This is a genomic window from Amycolatopsis sp. NBC_01480, from assembly GCF_036227205.1.
Lineage (GTDB): Bacteria > Actinomycetota > Actinomycetes > Mycobacteriales > Pseudonocardiaceae > Amycolatopsis.
Window position 1 is genome coordinate 1,552,391 of record NZ_CP109442.1, and the last position, 14,450, is coordinate 1,566,840.

Consider the following 14,450-nt stretch of genomic DNA (forward strand, 5'->3'; position numbering starts at 1 on the left):
GACGTTCAGTCCCTCGCTCTCAGCTGTGCGGTTCCGGCCGCGTCGAACTCGTAGTCCCCGGGCAGCCGGACCAGCGCGTCCGGCGCGCCGGTGTAACGGATCACCACACCGTAGACGGCGCGGGCGGCTTCAGCCGAAACGTACCCGGCCACGACGTCGTCGAACACGTCCTCAGGCGCCCGCCGGTGTGGGTCGCCATTGCCGCCGCCACCGGGCAGCACCACGTCGACCTCGTCGCCGGGCCCGAGCGCGACGCGGCTCTTCGACGGCAGGTCCGGGCCGTCGACCAGGCCGAACCGCCCGACGGCACCGGCTTTGCCACCGTCCACACCGGACGCTGCCTGTCGCACGCGGTCGACGTTCCCGTTGACACTCCAGGAAATCTGCTCGCGCGCGGCCATCGTGGTCCGCTGGCCGAGGCCGCCGCGGTACTCCCCGGCGCCGCCGGAATCCACGCGCAACGCCCGCTCGTGCTGCACCAGCGGCGCCATCGTCTCGATCACCTCGGTCGGCGTCGAGCGCAGGCCGCTCGGGAATCCGGTGGTGTTCAGGCCGTCCTTCGCCGGGCGCGCGCCCATGCCGCCGGTCTGGAAGACGTTCAGCATGAAGCCCTCGCCGCGCCAGATCGTCATCCACAGCGCGTCGGCGCTCGGCGCGACCGCGTGCCCCGGCAGCGCCCCGATCAGCAGCGACGGCAGGAAATGCCCGATCAGATGCCGTGACGCCACGGGCGCGGGCGGCCGGCAGTTGAGCACCGAGCCCTCCGGCGCGGTCACGTGCACGGGACGGAACGAGCCCGCGTTGTGCGGCACCTCCGGCGAGATCGCCGCCTTCACCGCGAACGACGCGTACGCGCGGGTGTAGTTCAGCACCACGTTGATCCCGCGACGGCTCTGCGGCGACGATCCGGCGAAGTCGACGTGGATCTCGTCGCCCGCGATCGTGACGGCCACGCGCAGCACGACTTCCTCGTCGTCGAAGCCGTCGGTGACCAACTCGTTGTGGTGGACGCCGTCCGGCAGGTTCGCGATCGCCTCGCGCAGCGCGCGCTCGGAGCGGTCCATGATCTCCGCGGCGATGTCGTCGAGCGTCTCCAGCCCGAACTCCGCGAGCAGCCGCACCAGGCTCGCGGCCCCGACCTCGTTGCCGGTGACCTGCGCGTACAGGTCGCCGATGGTCTCCTCCGGCGTGCGCACGTTCGCGCGGATCAGCCGTTCCAGATCCGCGTTCACCTCGCCGGCCCGCAGGAACTTCAGGATCGGCAGCCGGAGCCCCTCCTCGAAGACCTCGGTCGCCTCGGCCGAAACGAGCCTTCCGCCGATGTCCGGCGCGTGGCAGCACGAGGCGAACCACGCGACCAGCCGCCCGCCCGCGAACACCGGCGTCGCCACGGTGATGTCGTTGATCTGCCCGGCGGTCAGCCACGGGTCGTTGGTGAGCAGGACGTCGCCGGGCTCCAGCGTTTCCGGCGGGTACGCGGCGACGAAGTGGTGCATGCCGGTCGCCATCGCGTTGATGTGCCCGGGGGTGCCGCCGACGGACTGGCCGATCATCTCGCCGCGTGAGTCGAACACCGCGCACGCGAGGTCGAGCGATTCGCGGACCACGGCCGAGAACGCGGTGTTGACCAGCGCGTTCTGCTGCTCGGCGAGGATCGAGTGCAGCCGGTTGCCGAGCACGCCGACGAGGATCGGGTCGACCGTCACACGATCACCGCCAGGCTCGCGTCCGCGCGTACTTCGCAGCGGGCGCCGGGCGGAACGACCACAGTGGACTCTCGTTCTTCGACGATCGCCGGGCCCTCGAGCCGGGACCCCGGTGGCAGCCGGTACCGGTCGAACACCGCCGTGTCGACAAATCCACCTTCGGCCGGGAAGTAGGCCGGACGGCGGCCCTTGTGCGCGTCACCGGCCGCGATTTCCTTGAGCCGCAAGGAAACCTCCGGCGCGGGGGTCGACGAGACCACCCGCCAGTTCAGCACTTCAACCGCCACCGCCGGCCCGGTCCGCCGGTACAGCGAGCGGTAGACGTCCGTGAAGTCCGAAACCAGCGTCTCCGGCCAGGAGCCGCCGCGGACCGGCACCCGGACCTCGTAACCCTGTCCGGCGTAACGCATTTCGGCGATCCGGCGGTGCGTCACCTCGGCCGGGCCCTGGAGCAGCGCGGCGCCTTCGGCCTCCATCTCGGCGAACAGCGCGTCGACCTCGTCCCAGGACAGGTCCAGCACGGCGGCGCGGGCCGAACGCACGAAGTCGAACGCGAGCGGCGCGGTCAGGAAACCCAGTGCGCTCAGCACTCCGGCCGCGGGCGGCGCCACGACCGTCGGCGCGCCCAAGGCCCGCGCGACCCCCGCGCCGTGCACCGGGCCGGCTCCGCCGAAGGTGTACATCGGCAGCTTCGCCGGGTCCTTGCCGCGCTCGACGGCGTGCACGCGCGCGGCGTTCGCCATGTCCTCGTTGACGCTGGTGTGGATGCCCCAGGCCGCCTCCTCGACGCTGACGCCGAGCGGTTCCGCGATCCGCGTGCGCACGGCTTCGCGGGCGGCGCCGACGTCGAGGGCCATGCCGCCGCCGAGGAAGTAGGCCGGGTCGAGGTAACCGAGCAGCAGGTCGGCGTCGGTGACGGTCGGCTCGGTGCCGCCACGGCCGTAACAGGCCGGGCCTGGTTTGGAGCCCGCGGAATCCGGGCCGACGGTGAGCAGGCCGAGCCGGTTGATCCGCGCGATCGAGCCGCCGCCGACGCCGATCTCGATCATGTCCGTCACCGGCACCTTCACCGGCAGGCCGGAACCGGGCAGCAGGCGGTACTTGCGGTCCACTTCGAACTCGTGCGTCACCAGCGGGGCGCCGTCCGCGACCAGGCAGAGCTTCGCCGTGGTGCCGCCCATATCGAACGCCAGCAGGTCGTTTTCCCCCGCTTTTGCGCCGAAGGCGGACGCCGCGAGCGCGCCGCCGGCCGGGCCGGACTCGAGGATGCGGATCGGGTACTTCGCGGCCGTGGCCACGGTCGCGATCCCGCCGTGGGAAAGCATGATGTGCGGGGCCGGTCGCACGCCGAGGCCGTGCAGGCGGCGTTCGAGATCGGCCAGGTAGCGCTCGGCGAGGTCCTGCACGTAGACGTTCGCGACGGTGGTGGAAGTCCGTTCGAACTCCCGGATCTCCGGCACCACATCGGACGAAAGCGCCACGCGCAGCCGCGGCGCGACGCGGGCGAGGATGGCGCCGGCCCGCCGCTCGTGCTCCGGATTCGTGAAGGCGTGCAGGAAACAGACGGCAACGGCCTCGACGCCGCGTGCGTCCAGCTCCCGGCCGAGCCGGGCGACGTACTCCTCGTCTAGTCCGGTGTGGACGGTTCCGTCGGCGAGAATCCGCTCCGGCACGTCGAAGCGCAGGTACCGCGGCACCAGCGGCTCGGGCAGCTCGATGCCCAGGTCGTACAGCTCGTAACGGTGCTCGCGGCGCATCTCGAGCACGTCGCGGAAGCCGGCGGTGGCCAGCAGCGCGGTGCGTGCGCCCTTGCGTTCGATCAGCGCGTTGGTGACCAGGGTGGTGCCGTGCACGAGCTGGTCGACGTCGCCGGGATTCAGGCCGGCTTTGGCGAACGTCTCGGCCAGGCCGTCCGCGACCGCGCGGGCGGGCTCGTCGTGCGTGGTGAGCACTTTGCCGACGGCGACCACGCCGGTCGCGTCGACCACGCAGAGATCCGTGAAGGTACCGCCGATGTCGACGCCGACCCGCAGGCCGGTCATCGGCCCTGCCTGCGGTACCACCGCGGGGAAGTGTTCAGCGGCGGCTTCAGCTTCGCCCGCACCACCAGCACGTTCGGCTCGCCGGACTCGATGAACTCGCTCAGCAGCCGCCGGAACGCGCGGCCGAAGCCGGCCACCCGGTCCGCGTGCACACCGAACGAGCGCGCCAGGCCGACGAAGTCCGGGCTGTCCCAGTCGACGCCGCGGTGCGGCAGGCCCTCCTGCTCCTGGTCGTAGCGGAGCATGCCGTAACCGCCGTCGTCGACCACCACCACCGTTACCGGCAGCTGCTCCTCGGCCAGCGTGGCGAGATCGCCGACGGCGTAGAGGAAACCGCCGTCGCCGGTCACGCAGATGACGCGGCCGGTCTCCGCGGCCGCGGCGCCGAGCGAGGACGGGAAGCCGTAGCCGAGTGTGCCCCAGCCCATCGGGTAAGCGAGCTTGCGCGGGCCGCGGACGCGGTGGAAGCCGCCGACCCAGTAGCCGGCGACGCACATGTCGGACACCAGCACGGCGTCTTCCGGGAGCACCTCCTCCAAAGTGGACAGGAAGTCGGCGGCCTGCGGGTCCTCGTCGCGGATGCGCTGGCGCACCCGCCGGCTGATCGCGCCGAGGCGCGTGGTCAGCTCGGGCAGCCCGGGCCGGCTCGCCGGGCGCAGCGACTCGACCACGCGACGGGCGTCGCCGACGAGCGTGATGTCCGGCGGGTAGTTCTTGGCGGCGTCGTCGGCGTCGACGTTCACCGCGATCAGCTTCGGCGGCTGCGGCATCAGCCAGTTCTGCGTCATCAGGCCGTCGAAGTCGGTGCCGATGGCGAGCACGACGTCGGCCTCGTCCCACAGCTCGCCGACCTCGGGCGAGTGCACGGGATTCGGGGCCAGGCAAGGATGATCGAGCGGCAGCAGCCCGCGGGCGGCGAACGTGGTGATCACCGGCGCGGCCAGTCGCTCGGCCAGCCGTCCGATCGCCTCGCCCGCCTCGGCCCGCAGCGCCCCGCCGCCGGCCCAGATCAGCGGCCGGCGCGCGCCCGACAGCAGATCCGCGGCACGCGCGAGGTCAGGCAGGTCGAGCACCCCTTCGGCCGGCGTCGCGGGCGGCTCGCGCGACTCGGACTTCTCCCGCAAGTAGTCCGTGGGAATGCCGAGATAAACCGGCCCGGTCTGCGGCTGAAGGGCCAGCCGCGCCGCCCGGTGCACGGTGGTGCCGATCTGGTCGGCGCGGTGCACGGTGAAGCCGCCCTTGGTGACGGGCGCGAACATGGCCTGCTGATCGGACGTCTCGTGCAGCACCCCGCGCACGACTCCGGGCCGCTTGAGCGTGGAGGGAATGTCGGTCGCCACCACCAGCACCGGCGCGGCCGAAGCCATCGCCTCCCCGACCGCCCCGAGCGTGTTCGCCGCCCCCGGCCCGGTCGTCACCAGCGCGACGCCGAGTTTCCCGGTGGCGCGGGCATAACCGTCCGCCGCATACCCCGCGGTCTGTTCGTGCCGGACATTGACGATCCGGATCCCGGCCTCCGCCAACGCCTCCCACAACGGCAGGTTGTGCACCCCGGGAAGTCCGAAGACGACGTCGGTCCCGAGTGCCTTCAGCGCGTCGCCCAGATGCTGAGCACCAGTCCGTCCTGCCACGGCCGCGATGGTATCCGCCCCGCCCGAGCCGCCGCACGGACGTCACCGGACATGGTTTGTCACCGGTGAAAAGGCGGGGTTCAGCTCACCTTGGCCACACACGGCTCTTGGCTTCCTGGGCTCTCTCGGCTTCCTTGGTTCCCTTGGCAGGGACGGGGACCCGTTCGATGCGCCCTTGGCCCAGCACGGCCTTCACGGCCTTCAGCACGCTCTGGTCGGCGCGGTTTTCATTCCGCGTACTCGTTCGGCATGCCGCCGTCGGCACAGTCCGGTCAGTGCACTCGTCAACGCTCCCGACACAGTCCCCGTCAGCGTTCCCGAGCCGACACAGTCCCCGTCAGCGCGTTCGTCACACGCCCGGCCGCTTCCCCGCAACCGCCACGCGCACCCCGCCCCGGCCCGGCCCGGCCCGGCCGCGCAACCCCACTTCACCGCCCCGTCGCCCACCTGTCAGTCACCACCCACCAGGCAGAACACCAACGCGGCAAGCCACAACCAACCCCAACCCCCAGCCGGACAAACCCCCGCCCTCCTCGGGGGGCGTCCCATGCCCAGCCTACCGCCGCCCACCCCCGGAACCGGCAAAACGGCCATCGGGAGAGCGGAGTTGTCCACATCGCGGGGTGGCTGTGGACAAGATCGGCGCCAGCCGGGAAGGACGCGGCTGGGAGGGCCATAATCGCCAGTGTCAGGCCGGTGGCAACCGGGGAGATCGTGCGTAGACTTCGTGCTCCGGGCGCGACGAAGCGCCTTGGCGCGCGGAAGGTGGGCCGAATGCCGTTGATGCCTGTGACCGACTCGATGTTCCTCCTGGTCGAGACCCGCGAGCACCCGATGCACGTCGGCGGCCTCCAGCTGTTCCGCAAACCCGAAGGCGCGGACGGCAACTACCTGCGCGACCTGCGCCGCAGCATGCTCGACTCGGACAACATGCGCAGCGTCTTCCGGCGGCGGCCTAGCCGTCCGGTGAACACCCTCGGTCACGTCTCGTGGTCCACCGACGCGGAGCTGGAACTCGATTACCACTTCCGGCACTCCGCGCTGCCCCAGCCGGGCCGCATCCGCGAGCTGCTCGAACTCACCTCGCGCTGGCACAGCACCCTGCTCGACCGGCACCGGCCGCTGTGGGAGACCCATCTCATCGAGGGCCTGCAGGACGGGAGATTCGCCGTCTACACCAAGGTCCACCACGCGCTGATGGACGGCGTCTCCGCACTGCGCCACCTCCAGGGCACCCTGTCCGACGACCCGGACGACCTGAACTGCCCGCCGCCGTGGGGCACGCGCCAGACCGAAAACAAGCACAACGGCAAGGCGCCGTCGTCGTTCTTGGAGACCGCGGGCAAGACCTTCGGCCAGGTCGCCGGGATCGCGCCGGCGGCGGCGAAAGTCGCGCGGGAAGCCTTCCGCGAGCACACACTGACGCTGCCGATGCAGGCGCCGAAAACGATGCTGAACGTGCCGATCGGCGGCGCCCGGCGGTTCGCGGCGCAGTCCTGGTCGCTGGACCGGGTCAAGGCGATCGCGACCGCGGCCGGCGTCTCGCGCAACGACGTGGTGCTGGCCATGTGCTCCGGCGCCCTGCGCGATTACCTGATCGAGCAGAGCGCGCTGCCGGACGCGCCACTGATCGCCATGGTGCCGGTCTCACTGCGGCGCAAGACCGACGCCGGCGAGGCCTCGGGCAACAACATCGGCGCGCTGCTGTGCAACCTCGGCACCGACCTGACGGACCCGGCGCAGCGGCTGGCGGCCGTGCACCTGTCCATGCGCAACGGGAAGAAACTGTTCTCGGAGCTCACGCCACTGCAGACGTTGCTGCTGTCCGGCGTCAACGTGGCCCAGCTGGGCGTCTCACCGCTGCCCGGCGTCGTCAACAACACCCGGCCGCCGTTCAACCTGGTGATCTCCAACGTGCCCGGCCCGCGCAAGCAGATGTACTGGAACGGCGCCACCCTCGACGGCATCTACCCGGCCTCGGTGCTGCTGGACGGCCAGGCCCTCAACATCACGCTGACCAGCAACGGCGACAACCTCGACTTCGGGATCACCGGATGCCGCCGGAGCGTGCCGCACCTGCAGCGGATCCTGACGCACCTGGACACCGCGCTGGCGGAGCTGGAAGGAGCCGCCGGGGTGCGGTGAGCGGCCAGCGCGGCGACGGCTTTTCCCGCAGCCGCACGGGATCCCGGCACGAACGCGACGTCAGGCGATGCCCTCCGGGCTGGCGCCGCCGATCTGGATCGCGTCGGCGGTGAGGCGCGTGATCTCGGCCAGGTCTTCGGGCGTCAGGTCGACGTCCGCGGCCGCGGTGCTCTGTTCGATGTTGTGTGGTTTCCGGGCGCCGACGATCGCGGTGTGGATGCCGGGCTGGGCCAGCGTCCAGGCGATGGCCAGCTGGCTCACCGAAAGGCCCCGTTCCGCGGCGAACGCCGCCAGCTTGTCGACGATCTCCAGGTTGTGGCGCAGGTTCTCGCCCAGGAACGCCGAGGAACGGGACCGCCAGTCGGACTCCTCGAAGACCGTGTCGGTGGTCATGGTTCCGGTGAGCAGTCCGCTGGCCAGCGGGCTGTACGCGAGGACGCCGATGTTGTGCTCGCGCGCGTAGGGCAGCGGATCGGTTTCGATGCCACGGCGAAAGAGGTGGTACGGCGGCTGCAGGGTTTCCACGGGGCGCGTCTCGTCGAAGTCGGCGAGCTGCGCGGTGTTGTAGTTGGAGACGCCGGCGTGGCGGATCTTCCCGGCGTCCACGAACCCCTGCAGTGTTTCGGCGACCTCGGCGGCCGGAGTCAACGAGTCGGGCCAGTGGATCTGGTACAGGTCGATGTGGTCGACGCCCAGCAGGCGCAGGCTGTCGTCGACGCCTTTCGTCAGCCATTCGCGACGGGAGTCGCGCGCGCGTTCCGAACGGGGTTTCGTGCCGCCCTTCGTCGCGACGACCACGCTTTCACGGTCGTGCTCGAGTTCGTGGCACAGGGCCTTGCCCAGCAGGGCCTCGGACTGGCCGGAACCGTAGGCCTGCGCGGTGTCGAAGAGGGTCACGCCCAGCTCACGCGCGTGCCGGATGGCGGCGATCGCCGTGTCCTCGTCGAACGCGCCCCACTGCCCGCTGAGCTGCCAGGTGCCGAAGGCGATCCTCGAAACTTCGAGGCCGCTGCGGCCCAGAATCGTCGTACGCATACCTCCAGCACAACACAGACGCCCGGCCCTCGCAGCACCCTCCGACCATCAATCCCGGCCACCGGATACTCGATTGACGCCCCTGTCCCGATGATCGGATACTCGGCCGGGTGGGTAGCCGATGAGCCTCCTGGAGCCCTTGCGGCAGCGCGGTTTCCGCGCTCTGGTGACCGGCCGTACTCTCGCCACCTTCGCCAACTCCGTGGCCCCCGTCGCACTCGCCTTCGCGGTGCTGGACCTCACCGGCTCGGCCGCCGACCTCGGCCTGGTGGTGGGCGCGCGCTCGATCGCGAACCTCGTGTTGCTGCTGCTCGGCGGAGTGCTCGCGGACCGGCTGCCCCGGTCGGTGATCATGCAGGGCACGGAGATCGCGGCGGGCGTCACGCAGGGCCTGCTCGCGGTGAGCGTCCTTTGTGGATTCGCGTCGATCCCGCTGCTGGTCGGGCTGAGCCTGCTCAACGGCGCGGTGTCCGCGATCTCGCTGCCCGCCGCGGCGGCCATCACGTCGCAGACCGTGCCGCGCACGCTGCTCAGCCAGGCGAACGCACTGCTGCGGCTGCTGTCCAACACCGGCCGCATCGCGGGGGCGGGCACGGCGGGGGTGGTGGTCGCGGCCGCGGGATCCGGCTGGGCGGTGGCGGTGAACTCCTTGCTGTTCTTCGCGGCCGCGGCGGCCTACCGCGGGATCCGGCTGCCGCGCGGCACGCGGGTCGACGCCAGTCACCCGATCGCCGACCTGATCGCCGGCTGGCACGAGTTCCGCTCGCGCTCGTGGGTGTGGATCGTCGTGGTGCAGTTCGCCTTCGTCAACGCCGCCGGCCTCGGCACCCTCGTGGTGATCGGGCCGGTGGTGGCGGACGAGACGTTCGGCCGCTCGGGCTGGGGGCTGGCGCTCGCGATGTCGACGGCCGGCGCCCTCGTCGGCGGGATCATCGCCGCGCACTGGCAGCCGCGCCGGGCGCTGTTCGCCGGCGTGGTGCTGGTGACGGCGGAAGCGCTGCCGGTGACAACCCTCGGCTTGTGGCCCACGCTCGTCCCGCTGCTGGTGGCGATGCTGCTGGCGGGCCTGGCGATGGAGCAGTTCAGCGTGGTGTGGGACGTCTCGCTGCAGGAGAACGTGCCCGAGGACCGGCTCGCCCGCGTGTACTCCTACGACATGGTGGGCTCGATCATCGCGATGCCCGCCGGGCAGATCGCGGCGGGCCCGCTCGTCGAGGCCTTCGGGCGGGAGCCGGTGCTGCTGACCTGCGGCGCGCTGATCGTGGTGTCGACCCTGCTCGCGCTGTGCAGCCGGCAGATCCGCGGCCTGGTGCGCCGGGAGCCGGTCAGCTCGGGCGCACCAGCAGGAAGTTGACCGCGGTGGTGCTCAACTTCAGCTCGCCGCCGGCGTCGAAGACCTCCATCCGGGTGCGGACCAGCCCGCGGTCCGGCTTCGACTGCGAAAGCCGGGTTTCCGTGACGGTCGCGCGCATCCACAGCTTGTCCCCCGGCCGGACGGGACGCAGCCAGCGCAGCTCGTCGACACCAGGGCTGCCGAGGCTGGCGACCGAAGACAGGTAGTGGTCCGCGAACATCCGCATCATCAGGCTCGCCGTGTGCCAGCCGCTGGCGATCAGACCGCCGAAGGGCCCTTCCTTCGCGGCGACCGGATCGGTGTGGAAGCTCTGCGGGTCGAACCGCCCGGCGAACTCGAGGATCTCCTCTTCGGTCACCAAGGCCTCGCCGAATTCGTACACCGCCCCGAGCGGGTAATCCTCGAACCAGCGGTCGTCGATCGGCGTCGTGAACTCCGTCATGACGGCAGCCTGCCACAACAACACTTCGCCCCGCAGCGAACTGTTAGCAGGTTATCTTGGACCGATGACGGCGGACCCGGACATCGCGACGGTCGCGCAGGCGATCGGCGAACCGGCGCGCGCGGCGATGCTGCTGCAGTTGATGGACGGTGACGCCCACACCGCGCACAGCCTGGCGACGATCGCGGGCATCGCTCCGTCCACGGCGAGCGCGCACTTGCGCCGGCTGTGCGACGCCGGCCTGATCCGCGTGACCGAGTCCGGCCGGCAACGGTTGCACCGGCTCGCCGGCCCGGAAGTCGCCCAGCTCGTGGAGGCCCTGACCGCGCTCGCCCCGCCGCGGCTGCCCCGTCACCTCCAGCCGGACCCGCCGACGGGCCAGCTCCTGGAAGCCCGATCCTGTTACGGCCACCTCGGCGGCCGTCTCGGCGTCACGATCGCGGCGCGCCTGCGCGAGGACGGCGTGGTCGACGACCTCCATCCCGGTGACACCGGCGCCGTGCACACTTTCGACCACCCGCTGCTCACCACACTCGGCATCACGGGCCTCGCGGCACCCCCGCCTGTCCGCGCCTGCCTCGACTGGTCACACGGCAGCGTCCACCTCGCGGGCGCCCTGGGCCTGGCCCTGCTGACCGCTCTGCTCGACGCGCGCTGGCTGCGCCGCCGCCCCACTGGCCGGGCCCTGCGAATCACCCCGAACGGCCGCAATCACTTGGCCCAGCTGGGTTTCGACTAGCACGACCGGTTCGGCCGGGACGCGTGGCCACGGTTGCCGCAGCACGACGGACTTCGCTACGACCACCTGGCTCCCGCTGCCCGGCGAGCCGGCGCGGCGACCAGGGATTGCCGCAGCGCTGGTCGGCGAGTTGATGCGGCGGCCGGGGCTACCCGCAGTGCCGCACGGCTCGCACGGTCTCCACCGAGTCCGAGCGACGCCGCGGTGCCGCAGCACAACCAACTCCGGCCCCGCCGGGCCGCCACACCCCGCCGAAGCTGGCACGGCAACCGGGTCCCTCGAAACGCAGGACGCTTCGCGCAGCGGCGGGACTCCCGCAACGAGGCTGACTGGACGCACGAACTGGACCTCTTACAACACGGCACTCCTGGCCCACCGGCAAGGAGAGGGATGGACTTGGCTCGGTGGGCAGGCCTTCCGCAGGTATAGGGCAGCGCTACCGGCGATCTGCCTGAATCCCGGTAGCCCTGCCGAATTCCGGCAGGGCAGCCGGATTCCAGTAGGCAGCAGAATTCCGGTGGGACGGCCGGATTCCGGCAGCGCGGTCGGTCTCCGGCCGCGCAGTCAGGCTCCGGTGGTGCCGTCAGCTCCAGCCCCCGCCGTCAGGCTCCGGTAGTGCGGCCGGTTCCGGTGGTGCGGTCAGTTTCCGCCGGTGCGGGGTTCCGGGGCGATGTCGCGGTGGCCGTCGAGTTTCCACCAGCTCTCGAGGGTCTGACGGAGGGCCTTGAGTAGCTCACCGCCGGTTTCCAGGGGGACCAGGGCGGTAGGCCCGCCGTCGATGCGCAGGGCGGCCGAGAGGCGGTCGTCGTGTTCGATGAGGCCCACGATTACCTCAGTGGGCCGGCCTGCCATGTCTACGGTGGGGATCGCCTGTTCATAACGCCAGCCGGTGGAATGCACGCCGAGACATTGGCACAGTTTCCGGCCGCCTCCCGCGGAGTTCACCCGGACGTGGGTCAGTGCCGGGCCCAGGGCCGGACCTCCTCCAGCAGCTTCGCCACCGCCAGCACAAGATCGTCCGAATGCCGCGGGCCGACAATCTGCAAGCCCACCGGCAAACCCGCCTCCGTCCGGCCGGCCGGCACGCTGATCGCGGGCTGTTGGGTCATGTTGAACGGGTAGGTGAACGGGGTCCATTCCGGCCACCCGCCCAGCCCGCTGCCCGGCGGCACCTCGTGCCCGGCCTCGAACGCCGGGATCGGGACGGTCGGCGTGATCAGCACGTCGTACCGCGTGTGGAACTCGCCCATCAGGATGCCGAGCGCGGCCCGCTCGGCGGTGGCGCCGAGGTAGTCGCTCGCGGAGAACTGCTTGCCGAAGTCCCACACCCGGCGCAGGCCGGGGTCGACACGTTCATGGGTGCCCGGGCCGAAACCGTCGAGCATCTTCGCGGCGCCGGTGGACCACAGGATGTCGAAGGCGGCCTTGGGGTCTTCGAAGCCCGGGTCGGTTTCCTCGATCTGCAGGCCGGCGTCGCCGAGCGCTTTGACCGAGGCCCCGACGATGGCCGCCACCTCCGGGTCGACGTCCACGTAACCGAGCGTCGGCGAGAACGCGGCGATCAGCCCGCGCACGTCACGCCGCACGGCCTCGCGGTAGGTGCCGACCGGCGGCGCCAGCCCGGCCGGGTCGCGGGGGTCGGGCGTCGCGATGACGTCGAGCAGCAGTGCGGTGTCATCAACACTGCAGGCCATCGGCCCGGCGTGCGCGAGCGGGCCGAACGGGCTCGCCGGGTACAGCGGGATCCGGCCGTGCGTCGGCTTCATGCCGACGATGCCGCAGAACGACGCGGGAATCCGGACCGAGCCACCACCGTCGGTGCCGACGGAAAGCCCGCCCATGCCCGCCGCGACGGCCGCCGCGCTGCCGCCGCTGGAGCCGCCCGCCGTTTTCGACGGGTCCACCGGGTTGCGGGTGATGCCGGTCAGCTCGCTGTCGGTGACACCCTTCCACGCGATCTCCGGCGTGGTCGTCTTGCCGAGCACCACCAGGCCGGCCTCGCGCATCCGCGCCATCACCGGGCTGTCGACGTCCCAGGGCTGGTCCTTCGGGATGCTCGTGGACCCGCGCAGCGTCGGCCAGCCCTGCGTGAGGAACATGTCCTTGATCGACGCGGGCACCCCGTCGAGCCAGCCGATCGGATTCCCGTCACGCCACCGGATCTCCGCGGCCTTCGCCTGTTCCAGCGCGCGATCGGCGTCCACGAGGCAGTACGCGTTGATCTCGCCATCCCGTTCCTCGATGGCCGACAACGCGTTCTGCGTCGCCTCCACCGGGGACAGCTCCCCCGTGGCGTACGCGGCGACGAGCTCACTCGCGGTCAGTTCCCGATCGGTCATCCGCTGGCTCCCTGTGTTTCGGTCGGCACGTACCCGAGCTGTTTGTCGACGACGTTCTGCAGCGGCTCCCCGGCCACCCAGCGGCGGAAGTTCGCCGCGAAGACCTCCACCAGTGTGTTCCGCCAGCCGACGAAGTCCCCCGACATGTGCGGCGAGAGCAGCACGTCCGGCATTGTCCATAGTGGACTGTCAGCGGGCAGCGGCTCGGTGTCGAACACGTCCAGCGCGGCGCCGGCGATCTGCCCGCCCTGCAGCGCGCCGATCAGGTCGGACGTCACCACCAGCTCGCCCCGCCCGACGTTCAGGAACCGGGCGGTGGGCTTCATCGCCGCGAAGGCGCGTGCGTCGAACATGCCCTTGGTCTTTTCGGTGAGCGGCGCGACGGCCACCACGTAGTCGTAGGCGGGCAGGTGCCGGGCCAGCTCGGCGGTGTCGTGGACCTCGCCGAAGTCCGGGTCGCCGGTCCGCGGCCGCCGTCCCGCGCCGGACACGCGCAGGCCCGCCGCGCGCAGCAGCCGGGCGATCGAGCGGCCGATCGGGCCGGTGCCCACGACCAGCGCCTCGCGCCCGGCGACCCGCTCGGTCTCACGGTGCAACCACTTCCCGGCCCGCTGCAGGTCGAGCGACCGCGCGAAGTCCTTCGCGAACGACAGCACCACACCGAGCACGTACTCCGCGATGGCGTCGTCGAACACCCCTCGCGAGTTCGTGAGCACCACATCGCTCTCCCGCAGGCCCGGGAACAGCACCGGGTCCACACCCGCGCTGGCGATGTGCAGCCAGCGCAGCCGGTCCGCGGCCGGCCAGGCGGCGGGCACGGCCGTGGAAAGGAAGTCGTACACGAACAGCGCGTCGGCCCCGGCCAGCGCTTCGCCCAGCCCGGACGCGTCCGTGTAACGAACCACCGCCGCCGCTTCGATACCGGCCATGTCCGGTGGTGGGGCTGCCCCGCAGAGCACCGCCAGGACGGGGGTTTCCGAGGCAATCACATTGACACCGTAAAAGTGGCTCGTATGA

At 71.3% G+C, this 14,450-nt stretch carries 11 protein-coding genes; 3 read left to right on the plus strand and 8 right to left on the minus strand.

Annotated elements, in window-relative coordinates:
* Positions 1-5: 5 nt before the first annotated feature.
* From OG371_RS07265 to OG371_RS07275, 3 genes are read right to left on the minus strand one after another with little or no spacing between them, the layout of a single operon-like run.
* Entirely contained in the window at positions 6-1,706 is a 1,701-nt protein-coding gene (locus OG371_RS07265) for a hydantoinase B/oxoprolinase family protein (RefSeq protein WP_329066837.1), read from the minus strand.
* Positions 1,703-3,748 (minus strand): hydantoinase/oxoprolinase family protein, encoded by a 2,046-nt coding sequence (locus OG371_RS07270; protein ID WP_329066839.1) that lies wholly within the window; start codon positions 3,746-3,748, stop codon positions 1,703-1,705. The genes OG371_RS07265 and OG371_RS07270 overlap by 4 nt, the downstream gene beginning before the upstream one ends.
* Entirely contained in the window at positions 3,745-5,379 is a 1,635-nt protein-coding gene (locus tag OG371_RS07275) for a thiamine pyrophosphate-binding protein (RefSeq protein ID WP_329066841.1), read from the minus strand. Before OG371_RS07275 ends, OG371_RS07270 begins: the two co-directional genes overlap by 4 nt.
* A 774-nt stretch (positions 5,380-6,153) precedes the next feature.
* Here OG371_RS07275 and OG371_RS07280 point away from each other — a divergent pair.
* Positions 6,154-7,524 (plus strand): WS/DGAT/MGAT family O-acyltransferase, encoded by a 1,371-nt coding sequence (locus OG371_RS07280; RefSeq protein WP_329066843.1) that lies wholly within the window; start codon positions 6,154-6,156, stop codon positions 7,522-7,524.
* A gap of 60 nt (positions 7,525-7,584) precedes the next feature.
* Here the strand turns inward: OG371_RS07280 and OG371_RS07285 are convergent, their stop codons facing one another.
* The gene (locus OG371_RS07285; RefSeq protein WP_329066845.1) at positions 7,585-8,559 is read right to left on the minus strand and encodes an aldo/keto reductase; all 975 of its coding nucleotides are present in this window, start codon (positions 8,557-8,559) and stop codon (positions 7,585-7,587) included.
* A 121-nt stretch (positions 8,560-8,680) separates the two neighbouring features.
* On the opposite strand from OG371_RS07285, the gene OG371_RS07290 reads away from it, so the two are divergent.
* A complete protein-coding gene (locus tag OG371_RS07290) occupies positions 8,681-9,913 on the plus strand; it encodes an MFS transporter (protein ID WP_329066847.1) in 1,233 nt (410 codons plus the stop codon).
* Here the strand turns inward: OG371_RS07290 and OG371_RS07295 are convergent.
* The gene (locus tag OG371_RS07295) at positions 9,885-10,355 is read right to left on the minus strand and encodes a MaoC family dehydratase (RefSeq protein WP_329066849.1); all 471 of its coding nucleotides are present in this window, start codon (positions 10,353-10,355) and stop codon (positions 9,885-9,887) included. The genes OG371_RS07290 and OG371_RS07295 overlap by 29 nt on opposite strands.
* A gap of 64 nt (positions 10,356-10,419) precedes the next feature.
* Between OG371_RS07295 and OG371_RS07300 the strand changes: the two genes are divergently transcribed.
* A complete protein-coding gene (locus tag OG371_RS07300; protein ID WP_329066851.1) occupies positions 10,420-11,094 on the plus strand; it encodes an ArsR/SmtB family transcription factor in 675 nt (224 codons plus the stop codon).
* Between the two features lie 639 nt (positions 11,095-11,733).
* Here the strand turns inward: OG371_RS07300 and OG371_RS07305 are convergent.
* From OG371_RS07305 to OG371_RS07315, 3 genes are all read right to left on the minus strand, one after another.
* Complete coding sequence (locus OG371_RS07305) at positions 11,734-11,919, minus strand: hypothetical protein (protein WP_329066853.1); 186 nt, start codon at positions 11,917-11,919, stop codon at positions 11,734-11,736.
* A 131-nt stretch (positions 11,920-12,050) separates the two neighbouring features.
* Positions 12,051-13,433, minus strand: coding sequence for an amidase (locus tag OG371_RS07310; protein ID WP_329066856.1), 1,383 nt, complete (start codon positions 13,431-13,433; stop codon positions 12,051-12,053).
* Positions 13,430-14,422 carry a D-2-hydroxyacid dehydrogenase gene (locus OG371_RS07315; protein WP_329066858.1) on the minus strand — a complete coding sequence of 331 codons (993 nt, stop codon included), beginning with the start codon at positions 14,420-14,422 and terminating at the stop codon, positions 13,430-13,432. The genes OG371_RS07310 and OG371_RS07315 overlap by 4 nt, the downstream gene beginning before the upstream one ends.
* Positions 14,423-14,450: the final 28 nt, after the last annotated feature.

Coding starts and splice junctions, on each gene's coding strand:
- OG371_RS07270 (WP_329066839.1), bottom strand. CDS start 3,748: ATGACCGGCCTGCGGGTCGGCGTCGACATCGGCGGTACCTTCACGGAT.
- OG371_RS07280 (WP_329066843.1), top strand. CDS start 6,154: ATGCCGTTGATGCCTGTGACCGACTCGATGTTCCTCCTGGTCGAGACC.
- OG371_RS07285 (WP_329066845.1), bottom strand. CDS start 8,559: ATGCGTACGACGATTCTGGGCCGCAGCGGCCTCGAAGTTTCGAGGATC.
- OG371_RS07290 (WP_329066847.1), top strand. CDS start 8,681: ATGAGCCTCCTGGAGCCCTTGCGGCAGCGCGGTTTCCGCGCTCTGGTG.
- OG371_RS07295 (WP_329066849.1), bottom strand. CDS start 10,355: ATGACGGAGTTCACGACGCCGATCGACGACCGCTGGTTCGAGGATTAC.
- OG371_RS07300 (WP_329066851.1), top strand. CDS start 10,420: ATGACGGCGGACCCGGACATCGCGACGGTCGCGCAGGCGATCGGCGAA.
- OG371_RS07310 (WP_329066856.1), bottom strand. CDS start 13,433: ATGACCGATCGGGAACTGACCGCGAGTGAGCTCGTCGCCGCGTACGCC.